The sequence below is a fragment of the Pseudomonas sp. ACM7 genome, assembly GCF_004136015.1.
Lineage (GTDB): Bacteria > Pseudomonadota > Gammaproteobacteria > Pseudomonadales > Pseudomonadaceae > Aquipseudomonas > Aquipseudomonas frigoris.
In genome coordinates, this window is sequence record NZ_CP024866.1 from 3,841,030 (window position 1) to 3,858,000 (window position 16,971).

The window sequence follows — 16,971 nt, forward strand, 5'->3', positions numbered from 1 at the left end:
TCTAGGGATGGACCTTACGGTTGATGACTCCGGGAAGAAGAACGGCCCCCGGCACCTGACCAAAAAAGGGGATCCGGAAGTACGCCGGTTGGCTTACAACGCCGCAATGGCAGCCTGTCGCTCAGCTAAATGGAAACCGTTTTACGAGTCATATTTGGCAAGAGGCTTCTCGAAAACCCAGGCATTGGTGGCCCTTGCCCGGAAACTCTGCCGGGTGGCATTTGCCCTGATGAAAAATCAGAGCAAATACCAGCCGGCCTGAAGTTGCGGGGTTGCCCTGCAACATAGAATCTCCCACATTTGACTTTTAGTGTTCACAAATAATGTGTTCACAGGGAGTCCCTTGTGGGAGCGGGCTTGCTCGCGAAGGGGCCCTTTGATCAGACCTTGAACTGATTGATCAACCGCCGCTGCTGCTCAGCCAGCTTGGTCAGATCCGCACTGGCCGCACTCGATTCATCCGCCCCGCCAGCCACTTCATTGGCCACTTGCCCGATGTTGATCACATTCCGATTGATGTCGTCAGCCACCGCACTCTGCTCCTCAGCCGCACTGGCAATCTGGGTGTTCATGTCGTTGATCACCGACACCGCCTGCGTAATCGTCTCCAGCGCCTCGGCCGCTTTCGCCGCGTGCTGCACGCTTTCGTCGGTACGGTTCTGACTGTCCTCCATCACCCGCACCACATCGCGCGTGCCTTGTTGCAGCTGCTGAATCATGCTCTGGATTTCTTCAGTGGCTTTCTGAGTCTTCTGCGCCAGGTTGCGCACTTCATCGGCTACCACCGCAAAACCGCGTCCCTGTTCGCCAGCTCGCGCCGCTTCGATGGCGGCGTTCAAGGCCAGCAGGTTGGTCTGTTCGGCGATCCCGCGAATTGCGGTGAGGATTGCGTTGATGTTCTCGCTGTCCTTGGCCAATGTTTGCACCACGCCAACGGCCTTACCGATTTCTATCGCCAGTACGCCAATCGAGTTCGACGTGTCGCGCACGATTTGCATGCCCTGCGCTGCTGCTTGATCGGCATGGCTGGCGGCTTGCGCAGCCTGAGTCGCGTTGCGTGCCACATCCTGAGCGGTCGCTGTCATTTCATGCACCGCCGTGGCCACCTGATCAATCTCGGCCATTTGCTTGTGCACGCCGATGTTGGTGCGGATGGCGATGTCGGCGGTGTGTTCCGACGAATCACTGACGCTCTGCACCGAAGTCACCACCTGGGTGATCATCACCTGCAACTTGGCCAGGAAGGTGTTGAAGCCTTTGGCGATCGAGCCCAATTCGTCGGCGCGGTCGCTGGTCAGGCGTCGAGTCAGGTCACCTTCGCCCTGAGCGATGTCGTCGAGCATGGCAACCATCTGCTTCAGCGGCCGGGCAATGCCGTGCCCCACCAGCCAGATCACCAGCAAGCCGATACCGGCAATCAACAAGCCGACCATGGCCATGCCGAAGGTGTCGGACTTGCGCTGGGCGTCCAGATCACCCTGAAGTTTTTGCAGGTCGGCCATCACCGCGTTCAGCGGCAATTGCAGCATGAGGGTCCAGCGAGCGTCGGTCTGGCCAATACCGAACGGCAGGTACAACTCGATCCGGCCCTGGGCTTTGTCGACGGTGTAGGTGACTTCGCCGCGCTTGAGATTGGCCATGTTGGCGATCTGCTGGCTGTCGAGGATGTCGCTGACCTTCTCGCCGAATTTGCTCGGGTCCTTGGTGTAGGCAACGATCCGGCTGTTGCCGCCAATCAGGGCCATTTCACCAGCGCCGCTATACAACTTCTGATTCGCGCCGAGGAGCATTTCCTGGATGAAGTTCACCGAGAGGTCGGCGCCGACGATGCCCTGGAAGGCTCCGTTGAGCATGATCGGTTCTATAAAGGAGGCGAGCATGACGATCTTGTCGCCGACCTTGTAGGGCGCCGGATCGATCACGCAGGATTTTTTGGTTTCTTTCGAGCACAGGTAGTACTCGCTGGCGCGTACGCCGGTGGACAGGGTTTTCTGGTCGTCGACGTCCACCAGTTTGTCCAGGCCCAGGCTGCCGTCTTCGTTGCGGAACCACCAAGGCAGGAAGCGGCCGTTGCTGGCGTCGATGCCGACCACCTGGGTGTCGACGTAGGCCGCGTCGTTGTGATCGAGGGCGTTTTTTTCCCAGCCGATATAGGTGCCGAGAATTTTCGGGTTCTTGACGACGTTTTCCTTGATCAGGCTGATCAATTGCTCACGGCTCAGGTTCAACTGTGGCTGGCCATCGGCGCCCGGTGTGCCGATCAATGCGTTGACTCGCACCAGTCCGCCGGTAATCAGCAGTGGCGCTTCTAGCTCGCGCTGGATCTGACTGACCTGGGTTTGCGCCAGTGACGTCAGGCGTTGTTCGATGACTTGCTCGAATTGTGCCTGGGTCCGCTGCTGGACCATGTCTTGTGTCCGTGCGCCGGAAAACAACGCGTACAGCACCAGGGCTGCCACGACACTAAGAATGATGGCGCCGGCGAGGGCCGCCACAGAAAACTGGATCGACTTGAATTTCATGGGTGCTCCGCACGCAAGAGGACGTCTGCGGTGCTGTATCGGCAGGGGGCTGGATGACCATGAGCGGGCGGTGACGAATTGGCTGTTTTGGAGAGGTTGATGTCGCAAATGAGTCATTGCGGGACCGGACCGGCCGTGGCGGATGAGGTTATGTGAATTTTTTCCTGCGGCGACGGGAGCTTTGTCCGAAATATGCGTCTGAATGTCTGATGTATCTGGCGCCGATACAATTCACCGCCTAGGATACGCGGCATGTTTTCAGAGAGATTTTTGATGAACAAGACATTGGTTTTGTGTGCGCTGAGCGCAGGTTTGCTCCTCGCCGGTTGTCAGTCGGTCAACACCACCAGCGGTGGCGCGGTGGGCGTTGAGCGCAAACAGTACATGTTCAGCATGCTGTCGACCGACGAGGTCAATCAGATGTACGCCCAGTCTTATCAAAAGACTGTCGGCGAGGCGAACACCAAAGGCGTGCTGGACAAGACCAGTAACGAGGCCAGACGTGTCCAGGCGATTGCCGACCGGCTGATTGCCCAGGCGCCGGTTTTTCGTCCGGATTCGGCCCAATGGAAATGGGAAGTCAACCTGATCAAGAGCGACGAGCTCAACGCCAATTGCGGGCCTGGCGGCAAGATCATTTTCTACACCGGCCTGATCGACAAACTGCAACTGACCGATGATGAGATCGCCGCGATCATGGGCCACGAAATCGCCCACGCCCTGCGCGAGCATGGTCGTGAAGCGATGTCCAAGGCTTACGGCATCGAAATGGCCAAACAGGGCGCCGGTGCCTTGTTCGGTCTGGGTCAGGACAGCCTGGCGCTGGCGGACACTGTGGCCAACTACGGCATGACCTTGCCCAACAGTCGCGCCAATGAAAACGAGGCGGACCTGATCGGCCTGGAACTGGCCGCTCGCGCCGGTTACAACCCGAACGCCGCGATCACCCTGTGGAACAAGATGACCAAGGTTTCGGAAGGTTCGTCGCCGGAGTTCATGAGCACTCACCCGGCGTCGGCGAGTCGTATTGCTTCGTTGCAGGCGGCGATCCCGAAAGTCATGCCGCTGTACGAGAAAGCCAAGAAATAATGATAGTCATGTGGTGAGGCCACTGACGCCTTCGCGAGCAAGCCCGCTCCCACATTTGACCGAGTTCTTCCAGAGCATGCGGTCGAATGTGGGAGCGGGCTTGCTCGCGAAGAACGATAACGCGGTCTATAGACCTACCGCATCAGACCCAACCGCTGCTCTGGATCGCCTTGTACACCGCGACAATGGCGAGGATGAAGAATGCCGACGCCGCCAGGCGACGAATTAACGTCAACGGCAATTTATCCGCGGCAAAGTTACCCGCCAAAACCACTGGCACGTTGGCAATCAACATGCCGGCGGTAGTGCCGATGATCACCAGCCACAGTTCCGGGTATTGCGCAGCGAGCATCACCGTGGCGACTTGCGTCTTGTCGCCCATCTCCGCAAGGAAAAACGCGATCAACGTGGTCAGGAACGGTCCGAACTTGCGGGCGGTGCTGGCTTCGTCGTCATCCATCTTGTCCGGCACCAGGGTCCACAATGCGGTCGCGGTGAAGCTCGCGGCGAGGATCCAGTGCAGCGTCGCATTCGAGAAGAAACTACCGACCCAGGCGCCTACCGCACCGGCTGCCGCGTGGTTGGCCAGGGTTGCAGCGACGATACCGGCGATGATCGGCCAGGGTTTGCGAAAGCGAGCGGCGAGAATAAGCGCGAGCAGTTGCGTCTTGTCGCCGATTTCGGCCAAGGCAACGATTGCGGTGGGAACGAGAAGTGAATCCAGCATCAGGGTTTTCCTAAGGGGCGGGTCGACACGGCTATGACACGTACAGCCTTCCCGCCCCGGGTAAGGTGTTCGTGTCATAGGTCTTGTCAAACCCTGCGATCCGTCTGATGCGGACGCTTGGGTCGCATACGCCATGGTCTGTTGACCAAGTATGTTGACGTATGCCGGACGAGCATGGCGCTCGTGGGAGACTACTCCCCTAGGACGGAGCGGATTCTGCCTAGGCAAATCCGATTGGGCAAGCCTCTTTTTTAAAAGAGGTTCTAGCCGCGTTTGGCTCGGTAGATCCTGAAACCCTGTCCTTCAGCCTTGATCGCACACACGCCCAGATGCTCTTCGATCAGCGGCTGGTACTTCAGGAAGCTGTTTGCCACCAAACGCAGTTCGCCACCATTTTTCAGATGTTTGGCGGCTTTTCGCAGCAAGTTCTCAGTAGCGAAGTAGTCGGTGTGAACGCCGACATGGAACGGTGGGTTGCTCAGAATTGCACTCAAGCCCATCGGTGCTGCGTCGATACCGTCACCGGTAATCACGTCAGCTTCCAGACCGTTGGCAGCCAATGTCAGGCGACTGCTGGCGGCGGCAAACGCATCCACATCAAGCAAGGTGACCTGGTTGTGTGGATAGCGACGTTTCACGGCCGCTCCCAACACACCGGCGCCGCAACCGAAGTCCAGCAAATGGCCGCTCGGCAATTTGTCCAAATGTTCCAGCAACAGTGCGCTGCCGCGATCCAGCCGACCGTGGCTGAACACGCCCGGCAGGCTGATGACTTTTAGCGGACCTTCGGCCAGCGGCAACTCATAAGTCTGGGCCAGGCTTTCCAGCGACTTGGCTTCTGGCGCAGTGGCCACGGTCACTTGCCACAGCTGGCAATGCCGCGCGCTGTCGAGCTTACGCGGTTGGCCGAAGGGGTTCAGTTGTTTGGCCGCGCCTTCGATGCCGCTGCGTTTTTCACCCACCAGATACAGTTCACGACCGGCCAGTCTGGAGGCGAGGGCGTTGAGGATGTAGTCGGTCAGGTCCTTGGACTTGGGCAGAAACACCACGGCGGTGTCGAACGCGTGCTCCGTTACAGTCACACCGAAATGGCTGCGCTCGGCGAAGCGGGCATCCAGCGCTGCTTGATCGCCGGCATGCCAGCACCAGCCATGAGCGTCGGGCAGACGGCCCAGGAGGTCATCGGCGGGCAAACCGGCCAGCAGCACCGAACCCTGGAATAACTCGGCCTGACGAAGCAGTACTTCACTGCGCGGATCCATACTCTGCTCCTGTGAAAAAAAGTGCCGCAGTCTATCAACTGACGACCCGCAGCGCTTTACCACTGAAGTATCCCTGCGCGTTTTCGGTCAACTGGCCCACGATCCGCTGGCGTGCCTCGCGACTGCCCCAAGCGTTGTGCGGGGTGACAATCAACCGTGGAATGTCTTGGGCCAGCAGCGGATTGCCGGTGGTCGGTGGCTCGACGCTCAACACATCGGTGGCCGCCCCCCCGAGGTGACCGTTACGCAAGGCATCGGCCAACGCCTGTTCGTCAATCAGGCCACCGCGTGCGGTGTTGACCACGAACGCACCGGGCTTCATCGAGGCCAGCTCACGGGCTCCGATGAAGTGGCGCGTGTGTTCGTTGAGCGGACAGTGCAGGGTCAGCGCGTCGATCTGCGGCAGCAGCTCATCCAGTGGCAAACGATCCGGTCGGGCAGGGCGCCCGGGAATCTGACCGAGCAGCACGCGCATGCCAAAAGCTTCGGCCAGTCGTGCGACCGCGCCGCCCAGTTCGCCGTGACCGAGCAGGCCGAGGGTTTTGCCTTCCAGTTCGACAATCGGGTAATCCAGCAGGCAGAACTGTTTCGCCTGCTGCCAGCGACCTTCGCCAACAGCCTTTTGATAATCGGCCAGGCGCGTTGCCAGATTGAGCAGCAACATGATCGTGTGCTGCGCCACCGACGGCGTGCCGTAACCCTGGCAGTTGCAGACGGTAATCCCGTGGGCGCGGGCGGCGGCGAGGTCAACGTTGTTGGTGCCGGTGGCGGTGATCAGTATCAGCTTCAGCTCGGGGCTGGCGGCGATGGCGGCGGCGTCGATCAGGATTTTGTTGCTGATGGCAACGGTGGCGCCCTTGAGGCGTTCGATCACCTGGTCCGGCGTGGTCTGGGCGAAAAGCTGTAAGTCGCTGAAACACTCTTGCAGCGGGCTGAGGTCGAGGTCGCCCAGGTCCAGGGACGGGTGGTCGAGGAAAACGGCGCGGTGAGTGTTCGTCATCAACTGTACCTTTTGTGCAATGAACTGAAGGCGTAATCTGCCGAGCCTACCAGATGAAACAAACAGTTACGCTTGGCCAAAAGGATCCCCCATGTACTGGACAGAGTTTTTGACCGTTGCCCTGATTCACTTGCTGGCCGTGGCCAGCCCCGGCCCGGACTTTGCCGTGGTGGTGCGTGAGAGCGTGACCCATGGTCGTCGCGCTGGCACCTGGACGGCGCTGGGTGTCGGCACGGCGATTTTCCTGCACGTCGGCTATTCGTTGCTCGGCATTGGCCTGATCGTGTCCCAATCGATCGTGCTGTTTAATGCCCTGAAATGGGCCGCCGCCGCGTACCTGCTGTACATCGGCTTCAAGGCCCTGCGAGCACAGCCGGCCCAACCTGCGGCTGACGATCTGCACAAGGAAGCGGGCGAGCGCACTGCTCGCGGCGCTTTCACTTCGGGTTTCGTGACCAACGGTCTGAACCCGAAAGCGACGCTGTTCTTCCTCTCACTGTTCACCGTGGTGATCAATCCGCACACGCCGCTGGCGGTACAGGCGGGCTACGGCCTCTACCTCGCGGTGGCCACCGCTGTGTGGTTCTGCCTGGTGGCGATGCTGTTCAGCCAGCAGCGCGTGCGCGCAGGTTTTGCCCGGATGGGCCACTGGTTCGATCGGACCATGGGCGCGGTACTGATCGCCATCGGTGTGAAACTCGCGTTTACCGAGATGCATTGATCGCGTTACGAGTCATGGATTAAGAAATACCCGCAGATGCTGGCGCAACGCTAGCATTTGCACGACTTTGCAAATCATTCCTTTGGCTGATTTGGCTGGCGTCCAAGGGCACTAAAGTGCTTACTTTCAGCCACGACCGTGCAGTCAGAAAAGGGACTCTTATGTTGCAGACTCGCGTTATCCCCCCAGCCGAAGGCGCTTACCAGTATCCGCTGCTGATTAAACGGCTGCTGATGTCCGGCGCTCGTTATGAGAAAACCCGCGAGATCATTTACCGCGACCAGTTGCGCTACAGCTATCCGACCCTGATCGAACGGGTCGCAAGGCTGGCCAACGTGCTGACGGCGGCCGGCGTCAAGGCCGGGGATACCGTGGCGGTGATGGACTGGGACAGCCATCGTTATCTGGAATGCATGTTCGCCATCCCGATGATCGGCGCGGTGATCCACACCATTAACGTGCGCCTGTCACCGGAACAGATCCTCTACACCATGAACCACGCCGAGGACCGCTTCGTGCTGGTCTACAGCGAGTTCGTCGGGTTGTACCAGGCCATTGCCGGGCACCTGACCACGGTGGAGAAAACCCTGCTGCTGACCGATCTGCCGGAAAAAACCGCCGACTTGCCGAACCTCATCGGCGAGTATGAGCAGTTGCTGGCGGCGGCGAGCACTCAGTACGACTTCCAGGACTTCGACGAAAACTCGGTCGCGACCACGTTCTACACCACCGGCACCACCGGCAATCCCAAAGGCGTGTATTTCACCCATCGGCAACTGGTGCTGCACACCATGGGCGTGTCGACCATCATGGGCGCCATCGACAGCGTGCGTTTGCTGGGCACCAACGACGTTTACATGCCGATCACCCCGATGTTCCATGTGCACGCCTGGGGCCTGCCGTATGTGGCGACCATGCTCGGGCTCAAGCAGGTCTATCCCGGTCGCTATGACCCTGAGTACCTGGTGGAGCTGTGGCGTAAGGAGAAGGTCACCTTTTCCCATTGCGTGCCGACCATTCTGCAAATGCTCCTTAATTCCAAGGCCGCGCAAGGTACCGACTTTGGTGGCTGGAAAATTGTGATCGGCGGCAGTGCGTTGAACCGCACGCTGTACGAAGCCGCCAAGGCCAATGGCATTCAGCTGACCGCCGCTTACGGCATGTCGGAAACCGGACCGCTGATCTCGTGCGCGCACCTCAACGACGAGCTGATGGCCGGCACCGAAGACGAACGCACTACGTACCGGATCAAGGCCGGTGTGCCGGGGCCATTGGTGGAGGCGGCGATCGTCGACACCGACGGCAACTTCCTGCCCGCCGATGGCGAGACCCAAGGCGAACTGGTGCTGCGTGCGCCGTGGCTCACCGAGGGTTATTTCAACGAACCGCAAAAGGGCGCCGAGCTCTGGGCCGGGGGCTGGCTGCACACCGGTGACGTAGCGACCCTGGACAGCATGGGTGTGATCGACATTCGCGACCGGATCAAAGACGTGATCAAGACCGGCGGCGAGTGGATCTCCTCCCTGGACCTGGAAGATCTGATCAGTCGCCACGCGGCGGTACGCGAAGTAGCAGTGGTGGGGATTGCCGATCCGCAGTGGGGCGAGCGTCCGTTTGCCTTACTGGTGGTCCGCGAAGGCCATGTGATCGGGGCCAAAGAACTGAAGGAACACCTCAAGCCATTCGTGGAGTTGGGGCACCTGAGCAAGTGGGCCATCCCGAGCCAGATCGCCCTTGTTACTGAAATTCCCAAGACCAGTGTCGGCAAACTCGACAAGAAACGTATTCGCGTCGACATCACCGAATGGCAAGCCAACAACAGCACCTTCCTCTCGACGCTTTAAGCGTCACTTGGCGTGCCCAAAAGGGCACGCCAGCCCCACCAAGCAAGCGCTTGGCTTGTCAAATCCGAATTTTCAGCCATCCTAGACGGGCCGACGGGCGTCGGCTTGGCAAAGGACTGTTCCAGAGTGGCTGGCAGCTGCAAATCACACTTTAGAGGGATCAAGCAGTACTACCTGCTGGCTATAGTCCGCTCAAGGATTTTTAAGAACGGAGCAAACGCACAAAAAGGGGCGATGCAACTTTGGAATGACTTAGGGACACCTTGGCTCCCAGTCATCCACAGCGTTTTTAGAAGTGCTCACTGCCATAACAATAATGCACATGGAGTAGCGTCGATGACATCAGTAAACCAGTTCTGGCGCCGGGCGAAACTGCCCCTGGCTGTCAGTCTTGCCTCTACGCTCGCCGGGCCAGCATTCGGCGTCAGTTTCAACGTTGGTGAAATCGAAGGTCAGTTCGACTCGTCCCTGTCGATCGGTGCCAGTTGGTCTACTGAAAATGCCAACAAGAACATCATCGGCGTCAACAACGGCGGCCGCGGCCTGTCCCAGACTTCCGACGACGGTCACCTGAACTTCAAGAGCGGCGAAACGTTCTCCAAGATCTTCAAGGGCATCCATGACCTTGAATTGAAATACGGCGATACCGGCGTTTTCGTCCGTGGCAAATACTGGTACGACTTTGAACTCAAGGACGAAAGCCGCGAGTTCAAGGACATCAGCGACAGTAACCGCAAGGAAGGCGCCAAATCCTCCGGCGGTCAGATCCTCGACGCCTTTGTCTACCACAACTATTCCGTTGCCGATCAGCCGGGCTCCGTGCGTCTGGGCAAGCAAGTAGTGAGTTGGGGTGAAAGTACCTTCATCGGCGGCGGTATCAACTCGATCAACCCGATCGACGTGTCCGCGTTCCGTCGTCCAGGTGCCGAGATCAAGGAAGGCCTGATCCCGGTCAACATGTTCTACGTGTCCCAGAGCCTCACCGAGAACCTCTCGACCGAAGCCTTCTACCAGCTCGAATGGGACCAGACCGTTACCGACAACTGCGGCACTTTCTTCTCGCAGCCGGACGTGATTTCGGATGGCTGCGACAACAACCTGGCCGTACTGCGCACCCGTAACGGACTCAACAGCGCACTGACGTCTGCAGGGCTGCCGGCTTCGCTGCGTAATGCCACCATCAACACCCTCGCTGCCAGGGGCGTGAACTGGGGTGATCCGGATGAAGGCGTCATCGTTCGTCGCGGTCCGGATCGCGATGCCCGTGACAGCGGTCAATTTGGCGTGTCCTTCAAATACATGTTCGATCCGCTGGACACCGAGTTCGGCGCCTACTTCATGAACTACCACAGCCGTGCGCCGATTTTCAGCGGCAAAGGTGCTCCAGCGAGCGCTTACAGCGCGGCGGGCTTGGTGGGCTCGCTGGTGGCCAGGGGTGTTCCTCTCGCTGTCGCGCGTAACCTGGCACCGACCTTGTTGCCATTGAATGTGGCCGGTAACTCCAGCTACTACGTCGAGTACCCTGAAGATATTCGCCTGTATGGCTTGAGCTTCTCTACCACGTTACCGACAGGTACTGCGTGGAGTGGTGAAGTCAGCTACCGGCCGAATGCTCCGGTTCAGCTCAACACCACCGACATTCTCTTTTCCGGTCTGACACCTCTGAACCCTAACGTTTCCGTACTCCAAGGTACGCCAGGGGCGGATCAAAAAGGCTATCGCCGCAAGGAAGTGACCCAGCTCCAGACGACCCTTACTCACTTCTTCGACCAGGTGATGGGCGCTGAGCGACTGACCCTGGTGGGCGAGGTCGGCTTTACTCACGTAGGTGGTCTGGAAAGCACTAACAAAGCGCGTTACGGCCGTGACCCGAGCTACGGCCCTGGTCCATTGCCAAGTGGTCAGTGCGTGGCATTGAACACCTCTACCCTGGCAGGCGGCCCGCAAAACAACGTCAGTCGCTATTGCGAAAACGACGGGTTCACCACCGCAAACTCCTGGGGCTACCGCGGTCGTGCCATCTGGGAATACAACGACGTATTCGCCGGTGTGAACCTCAAGCCGAACGTGGCCTGGTCTCATGACGTGGAAGGCTACTCGCCTGGCCCTGGCGGCAACTTCGAGGAGGGTCGCAAAGCGGTGAGCCTGGGCGTCGATGCCGAGTACCAGAACACCTACACCGCGAGCCTGGCTTACACCAACTTCTTTGATGGCAAGTACACCACCGTCGATGACCGCGACTTCGTTGCGCTCAGCTTCGGCGTGAACTTCTAAGCACTGCATTATCAGGACGAACACACCTATGAAAATAACAAAGAGTCTGTTCCACGTCGGTGTTCTGGGGCTTTCGCTGCTGGCGACCGGCGTCATGGCGGCGGTTCCTGCGGCCGAAGCGGACAAACTGGGCAAGAGCCTGACCCCGATGGGCGCCGAGATGGCGGGCAACGCCGACGGATCGATCCCGGCCTGGAAGCCGATGGCGAAAAACGCCGGTACTGCCGACAGCAAAGGTTTCCTGTCCGACCCGTTCGCCAGTGAAAAACCACTGTTCACCATCACGGCGCAGAACGTCGACCAGTACAAGGACAAACTCGCACCGGGTCAGTACGCGATGTTCAAGCGCTACCCGGAAACCTTCAAAATGCCGGTCTACCCGTCCCATCGCGGCGCGACCGTGCCGGATGCCGTGTTTGCCTCCATCAAGAAAAACGCCACCGCCACTAACCTGGTGTCCGGCGGCAACGGTCTGGAGAACTTCGAAACCGCAGTTCCATTCCCGATTCCGAAGACCGGCGTCGAAGTCATCTGGAACCACATCACCCGCTATCGCGGTGGCAGCGTGACCCGTCTGGTGACCCAGGCCACGCCGCAGCCGAACGGCTCGTACAGCCTGGTGTACTTCCAGGACCAGTTCGTGTTCCGCGACAAGATGAAGGATTACGATCCGGCGAACCCGGGCAACATCCTGTTCTACTTCAAGCAGAAAGTGACCGCGCCGGCACGTCTGGCCGGTGGTGTGCTGCTGGTGCACGAAACCCTCGACCAGGTGAAAGAGCCACGTTCGGCGTGGGTCTACAACGCCGGTCAGCGTCGTGTGCGTCGCGCACCACAAGTGTCTTATGACGGGCCGGGTACCGCAGCCGATGGCCTGCGTACCTCCGACAACCTGGACATGTACAACGGTGCACCGGATCGTTACGACTGGAAACTCGAAGGCAAGAAAGAGATGTACATCGCCTCCGACGCCTACAAACTCGACTCGCCGCAACTCAAGTACGACGACATCATCAAGGCCGGTCACATCAACCAGGACCTGGCTCGTTACGAGCTGCGCCGGGTCTGGCATGTGGTGGCTACCTTGAAGGAAGGTCAGCGTCACATCTACGCCAAGCGTGACTTCTACATCGACGAAGACACCTGGCAAGCGGCCGTGATCGACCACTACGACGGTCGTAATCAACTGTGGCGTGTGGCGGAAGCTCACTCCCAGAACTACTACAACGTTCAAGTGCCGTGGTACACCCTGGAAACCTTGTACGACCTGCAATCGGGCCGCTACCTGGCACTGGGCATGAAGAACGAAGAGAAATCGGCGTATGACTTCGGCTTCACCGCCACCACCAGCGACTTCACTCCGGCCGCTCTGCGCCAGGATGGTGTTCGCTAAGCTGTCCTGAAAAGAGGCCGCATCCTCGAGAAACGCCCCGACTGGTTCGGGGCGTTTTTTTTAATTTCATAACGATCGTTGTAGCAGCTGTCGAGCTTGCGAGGCTGCGTTCGAGGACGAAGTCCTCGCAAATTCGGTGCACGCGGTTTGTCTTACAGACCGCGTTTCATGGTTTTACGACTGCTGCGCAGCCGAACGCAGCCTCGCAAGCTCGACAGCTGCTACGAGGGCGGTGTGACTGTCGGGTTTGCTCGACACTTCTGCTTGTATTCTTTTTGTAGCCATTTGTAGCAATAACCTTCATTCCCTCTTCGTTTACCGCTAGGCTGCGGACATCTGCAACGCCGCCAACCGCCATTCAAACAAGAGCCGGCCATGACTGATCTGTCCCCACACCCGGGCCCTGCAAGCGTTGCCGTCGCGGTACTGGACGGGCGTTTTTTTCGGCCTCCGTTGCCTGACGGCCATGTGCTGCGGCCTCGTCTGTGCGAACGCCTGAGTGCGGGCCTCGGTGGCAGGTTGTTGCTGGTCAGCGCGCCGGCGGGGTTTGGCAAGAGTTCGTTGGCGGTGGAGTTCTGTCAGGGCTTGCCGGCTCACTGGCAAAGTCTGTGGCTGGGGTTGAGTCCGCGAGACAGCGATCCCGGACGTTTTCTTGAGCGGTTGCTCGAAGGCCTCCAGGACTTTTTTCCGCGACTGGGCAGCCAGTCCCTGGGGCTGCTGAAAATGCGGCAGCGCCACCAGCCGTTTGCCTTTGAAGAATGGCTGGACGGTTTGCTCGATGAGTTGGCCGTGCACCTGTCTGCGAGTACGCCTCTGCTGTTGGTGCTGGATGACTACCATCTGGCGCAGGGCCCGGTTCTCGATCGCTGCCTGCAATTTTTCCTCAATCACCTGCCTGACGGCTTGCTGGTCATGGTCACCAGTCGGCAGCGGCCGGACTGGCATCTGGCGCGCCTGCGCCTGTCGCGGCAACTGCTCGAGTTGAATGAACAGGACTTGCGCCTGACTCACGATGAAGCCTTGACCCTGCTTGATCGGCACAGCAGCTCCTTGCGCGGCGAAGCGCTGGAGAGCCTCATCCAGCGCAGCGAAGGTTGGGTCGCCGGACTGCGTTTCTGGCTGCTGGCGGCGTCTGAAGCGGGCTCCCAGGGTGCTTTGCCGCAGGCCTTGCATGGCGGGGAAGGGCTGATCCGCGATTACCTGCTCGAAGAAGTTATCGATTGTCTGCCCGCCGAGGTGCAGTCATTCCTTTACGACACAGCACCTCAGGAACGCTTTTGCAGCGAACTGTGCGACGCCGTTCGCGAAGCCCATGACAGTGCCGAGATCCTGCGTTTTCTGCTGGCCCATCAGGTGTTCCTGGTGCCACTGGATGAGAACGGTCACTGGTATCGCTACCACCATTTGTTTTCCGACCTGTTGCGCACCCGGCCTACCGCGCAAGCGATGGTGCCGGCGGCCAGCCTGCACTTGCGCGCCTGTCGCTGGTTCAATGCCCAGGGACTGCTCGATGAAGCGGTTGAGCAGGCGTTGCGTGCCGGGCACCTGGACGTCGCGGCGAACCTGGTGCAGAACCTCTCCGAAGAACAACTGCTGGCCGAACAGAACGTCGGCATGTTGCTGCGCTGGAAAATGGACTTGCCCGACAGCCTGCTGATCAGCACGCCACGGTTGATCGTGCTGTACAGCTGGGCGTTGGGGCTGGCTTGTCAGCTGGACGCCGCCGAGGAGCTGGCCAGTCATTTGAGCCGCTTCCTGCCGGCCCCGTCGGCCACTGCGCAGAAATCCATGCTGGCGCAATGGCTGGCCCTGAGCGGGATCATCGCCCGCGGGCGCGGCAATCGCGAGCTGACGCTGCTCTATTGCACCGAAGCGCAGGAGAGCCTGCCCGCCAAACGCTACGGGCAACGCCTGATGTGCCTCTCGACCCTGTCCAACCTGGCCATTGCCGACGGCGACTTGTGGCGTGCCCGCGGGTTGAACCGTGAATCTCTGGAGTTGGCGCAACGGGTCGGCAACCCGCTGTTCGAAGCGCTGGCCCATTACGACCGCGCTCGCGTGCTGCAAGCGCGAGGGGAAATCCTTCGTTCGCTGGATGAAGTGCGTCAGGGGCTGCAACGCCTGCAACGGTTATCCCCGCAACGGCTGTATGCCGTACGCGCCCGACTGACTTTGTACGAAGGTTTTTTGCTAGCCCTGCGCTTGCAGCCCCAAACCGCACGGGCACGCTTGCAAGCCGGTTTGAATGAAGCACGCGCCTGTCGTGATATCAGCGTATTGATCGGTCATTGCGTGATCGCCAGGCTTGAGGGCAGCAGTGGCGAATTCGCCAAAGCCTTCGCTGAACTCGCCGAAGCCGAGCGCCTGATGCACATCTGGGACGTGCCACCGATCTACTACCTGGCGATGATCACCCTGGTCAAATGCGAACTCTGGCTGGCTCAGGGGCGTACCGATCTGGCCGAAGCCTGGCTCGCTCGCTTGGGTCAGACCTATAACGGTGAACACGCGGCAGCCCCTCCGGAGTTCCATCCGCATCTGCCGCTGCATATCGAGTTGCAGCAGGCCTTGCTGGAGGTCATTCAGGGGCAGCCGATGCTGGCCGAAGGACGATTGAATGCGTTGCTTGAGCATGGGCAGCAAACCGGCAGGCAACTGCTCAGCGTGATGGCACTGACTCAGAAAGTGACGTTATTGCTGGGGTGCGGACGCGAACCCGAAGCCCGCAAGGCCTTGAGTCAGGCGCTGGAAGCAGCGGCCGGGGGAGTTCTGCAACCGTTTGACAGGTTGTTGGCTGAACATTCGGACTGGCTGCGTGGACAACTTCAACTCGGTGCGCTGACGCCCGTTTCACAGAGCCTTTCAGAACAACTTCCGACAGTGGCAGCCCGTCCCGCAGCGGAGTCATCCGCCGCGGCGGAACAGCTCAGTACGCGGGAAATGGCTGTCCTGCGACTGATCGCCCAAGGCTGTTCGAATCAGGAGATTAGCGATCAGTTGTTTATCTCGCTGCACACGGTGAAAACCCATGCCAGCCATATCAACAGCAAGCTTGGGGTTGAACGGCGCACGCAGGCGGTCGCCAGGGCGAAAGAGTTGGGTGTATTGCAGTAATCGCCGTTTGAAGACCTCCGAAGCAAGTTGGGCCTTGCGATCAGAGGTTTTCGGTCATTTCTCCTCTGAGACAGTCACTCCGGATGTCTGCCCCACGTCGATGGAGTGCTTCAGGATCGACAGTAAGCCGATGGAGCAGTCATCTCCGGTTTTACTGGCGATGGACTGTTGCAGGTTGTCACGCAACACTTCCCTCATTTTTTTTCTGGGCAACGTTGCATTCCACTCCAGCAGCTCTTGGATCGCCGGGGCGGGGACGCCGCTGGATTTGTCATAGAGGCTTTCTGCGGTGCCGTCGCTCATGATCGCGAAGCCAGTGGTGGCTTCTATTTGCCCACGGTACAACCTGAGCCGCGACGCCGCTTTATGGTCAGTCAGAAGCAGGGTGGTATTGGCGATCTCGCCATTTTCTGGATGAGAAAGGGCCAGGAGTTGTCCGTCCGCATCAACGCTTGCGATAACGCCATCGCCCAAGTGGCCCGCCAGGTAGCGGCCTCGTGAGTAAGCGACGAACGACAAGGTGCAGGCCAGGTCGTTGATATCGCCGCCGAGCTTTGCAGATTTGCGTCTGAACGCGTCCAGGCAGCGATTGACCAGTCGCTGGGCTGCCTTCACGTTGTGTTTGTCCATGTTTTGCCAGAGGCTTTCAAAGTTTTTGCAGACAAAGGCCAGGGTGGCCGTGACCGCTACTTGGGCGCCGATGTCGGATCTGGCTCTGGAGTCAGCCCCATCGGCCAATGAAATGCACGTCACTTCGTTGGACTCTCTGGCCGCGACATAGTCCTGGCAAGGCGTTTGAGTCTTGAGGTGCGAGCGTCCTGCCACAAACGCGCAGGTCGTTTTACAGCTGAAGTCTTCCGGGATCTCAGGCATGGTTCAGACCTGTGCCCGGGCTTCAATACCTTTAATGTCCTGACGAAGGAGATAGTCTTCTTGCATGGGATTATCCTTTTTAGGCTGAGCGTTACAAATACCGCTTCAAGAATCGTTTGAACCAGGCATTGGCTTCCTGCCGTCTTGTTTCA

The 16,971-nt window shown here is 59.3% G+C and carries 12 protein-coding genes, 1 pseudogene and 1 riboswitch; of the genes and pseudogenes, 7 read left to right on the forward strand and 6 right to left on the reverse strand.

Going from position 1 to position 16,971, the window contains the following annotated elements:
• Positions 1 to 262: transposase (locus CUN63_RS18185; protein WP_256657542.1), on the forward strand; the 262-nt coding region annotated here is incomplete at its 5' end.
• 118 nt (positions 263 to 380) lie between these two features.
• On the opposite strand, the gene CUN63_RS32775 is transcribed toward CUN63_RS18185, so the two are convergent.
• Positions 381 to 1,223, reverse strand: coding sequence for a methyl-accepting chemotaxis protein (locus CUN63_RS32775; protein ID WP_371928236.1), 843 nt, complete (start codon positions 1,221 to 1,223; stop codon positions 381 to 383).
• A 15-nt stretch (positions 1,224 to 1,238) separates the two neighbouring features.
• Positions 1,239 to 2,639: pseudogene (locus CUN63_RS32780) on the reverse strand (HAMP domain-containing protein); the annotation flags it as partial.
• A 156-nt stretch (positions 2,640 to 2,795) separates the two neighbouring features.
• On the opposite strand from CUN63_RS32780, the gene CUN63_RS18195 reads away from it, so the two are divergent.
• Complete coding sequence (locus CUN63_RS18195) at positions 2,796 to 3,611, forward strand: M48 family metallopeptidase (protein ID WP_129441321.1); 816 nt, start codon at positions 2,796 to 2,798, stop codon at positions 3,609 to 3,611.
• A gap of 142 nt (positions 3,612 to 3,753) precedes the next feature.
• On the opposite strand, the gene CUN63_RS18200 is transcribed toward CUN63_RS18195, so the two are convergent.
• The 3 genes from CUN63_RS18200 to CUN63_RS18210 form a co-directional block, all read right to left on the reverse strand.
• Entirely contained in the window at positions 3,754 to 4,338 is a 585-nt protein-coding gene (locus tag CUN63_RS18200) for a TMEM165/GDT1 family protein (RefSeq protein WP_129441323.1), read from the reverse strand.
• 89 nt (positions 4,339 to 4,427) lie between these two features.
• Positions 4,428 to 4,550: riboswitch (yybP-ykoY riboswitch) on the reverse strand.
• A 51-nt stretch (positions 4,551 to 4,601) separates the two neighbouring features.
• Positions 4,602 to 5,600, reverse strand: a complete 999-nt coding sequence (locus tag CUN63_RS18205; protein WP_129441325.1) for a class I SAM-dependent methyltransferase — start codon at positions 5,598 to 5,600, stop codon at positions 4,602 to 4,604.
• Between the two features lie 34 nt (positions 5,601 to 5,634).
• Positions 5,635 to 6,600, reverse strand: coding sequence for a 2-hydroxyacid dehydrogenase (locus CUN63_RS18210; RefSeq protein WP_129441327.1), 966 nt, complete (start codon positions 6,598 to 6,600; stop codon positions 5,635 to 5,637).
• Between the two features lie 91 nt (positions 6,601 to 6,691).
• Here CUN63_RS18210 and CUN63_RS18215 point away from each other — a divergent pair, with 91 nt between their 5' ends.
• The 5 genes from CUN63_RS18215 to CUN63_RS18235 all read left to right on the forward strand — a co-directional run bounded on the left by CUN63_RS18215 (position 6,692) and on the right by CUN63_RS18235 (position 15,946).
• A complete protein-coding gene (locus tag CUN63_RS18215; protein WP_129441329.1) occupies positions 6,692 to 7,321 on the forward strand; it encodes a LysE family translocator in 630 nt (209 codons plus the stop codon).
• 161 nt (positions 7,322 to 7,482) lie between these two features.
• Positions 7,483 to 9,165 carry a fatty acid--CoA ligase gene (locus tag CUN63_RS18220; RefSeq protein WP_129441331.1) on the forward strand — a complete coding sequence of 561 codons (1,683 nt, stop codon included), beginning with the start codon at positions 7,483 to 7,485 and terminating at the stop codon, positions 9,163 to 9,165.
• A gap of 336 nt (positions 9,166 to 9,501) precedes the next feature.
• Positions 9,502 to 11,439, forward strand: a complete 1,938-nt coding sequence (locus CUN63_RS18225) for a DUF1302 domain-containing protein (RefSeq protein WP_129441333.1) — start codon at positions 9,502 to 9,504, stop codon at positions 11,437 to 11,439.
• Between the two features lie 28 nt (positions 11,440 to 11,467).
• Positions 11,468 to 12,832: a DUF1329 domain-containing protein gene (locus CUN63_RS18230; protein WP_129441335.1), complete on the forward strand. Its 1,365-nt coding sequence runs from the start codon at positions 11,468 to 11,470 to the stop codon at positions 12,830 to 12,832.
• Positions 12,833 to 13,207: 375 nt separating this feature from the next.
• On the forward strand, positions 13,208 to 15,946 hold the full coding sequence (locus CUN63_RS18235) for a LuxR C-terminal-related transcriptional regulator (RefSeq protein WP_129441337.1): 2,739 nt from the start codon (positions 13,208 to 13,210) through the stop codon (positions 15,944 to 15,946).
• A gap of 54 nt (positions 15,947 to 16,000) precedes the next feature.
• Here CUN63_RS18235 and CUN63_RS18240 read toward each other — a convergent pair whose 3' ends face one another.
• On the reverse strand, positions 16,001 to 16,819 hold the full coding sequence (locus CUN63_RS18240) for a PP2C family serine/threonine-protein phosphatase (protein ID WP_129441339.1): 819 nt from the start codon (positions 16,817 to 16,819) through the stop codon (positions 16,001 to 16,003).
• Between the last annotated feature and the right edge of the window lie 152 nt (positions 16,820 to 16,971).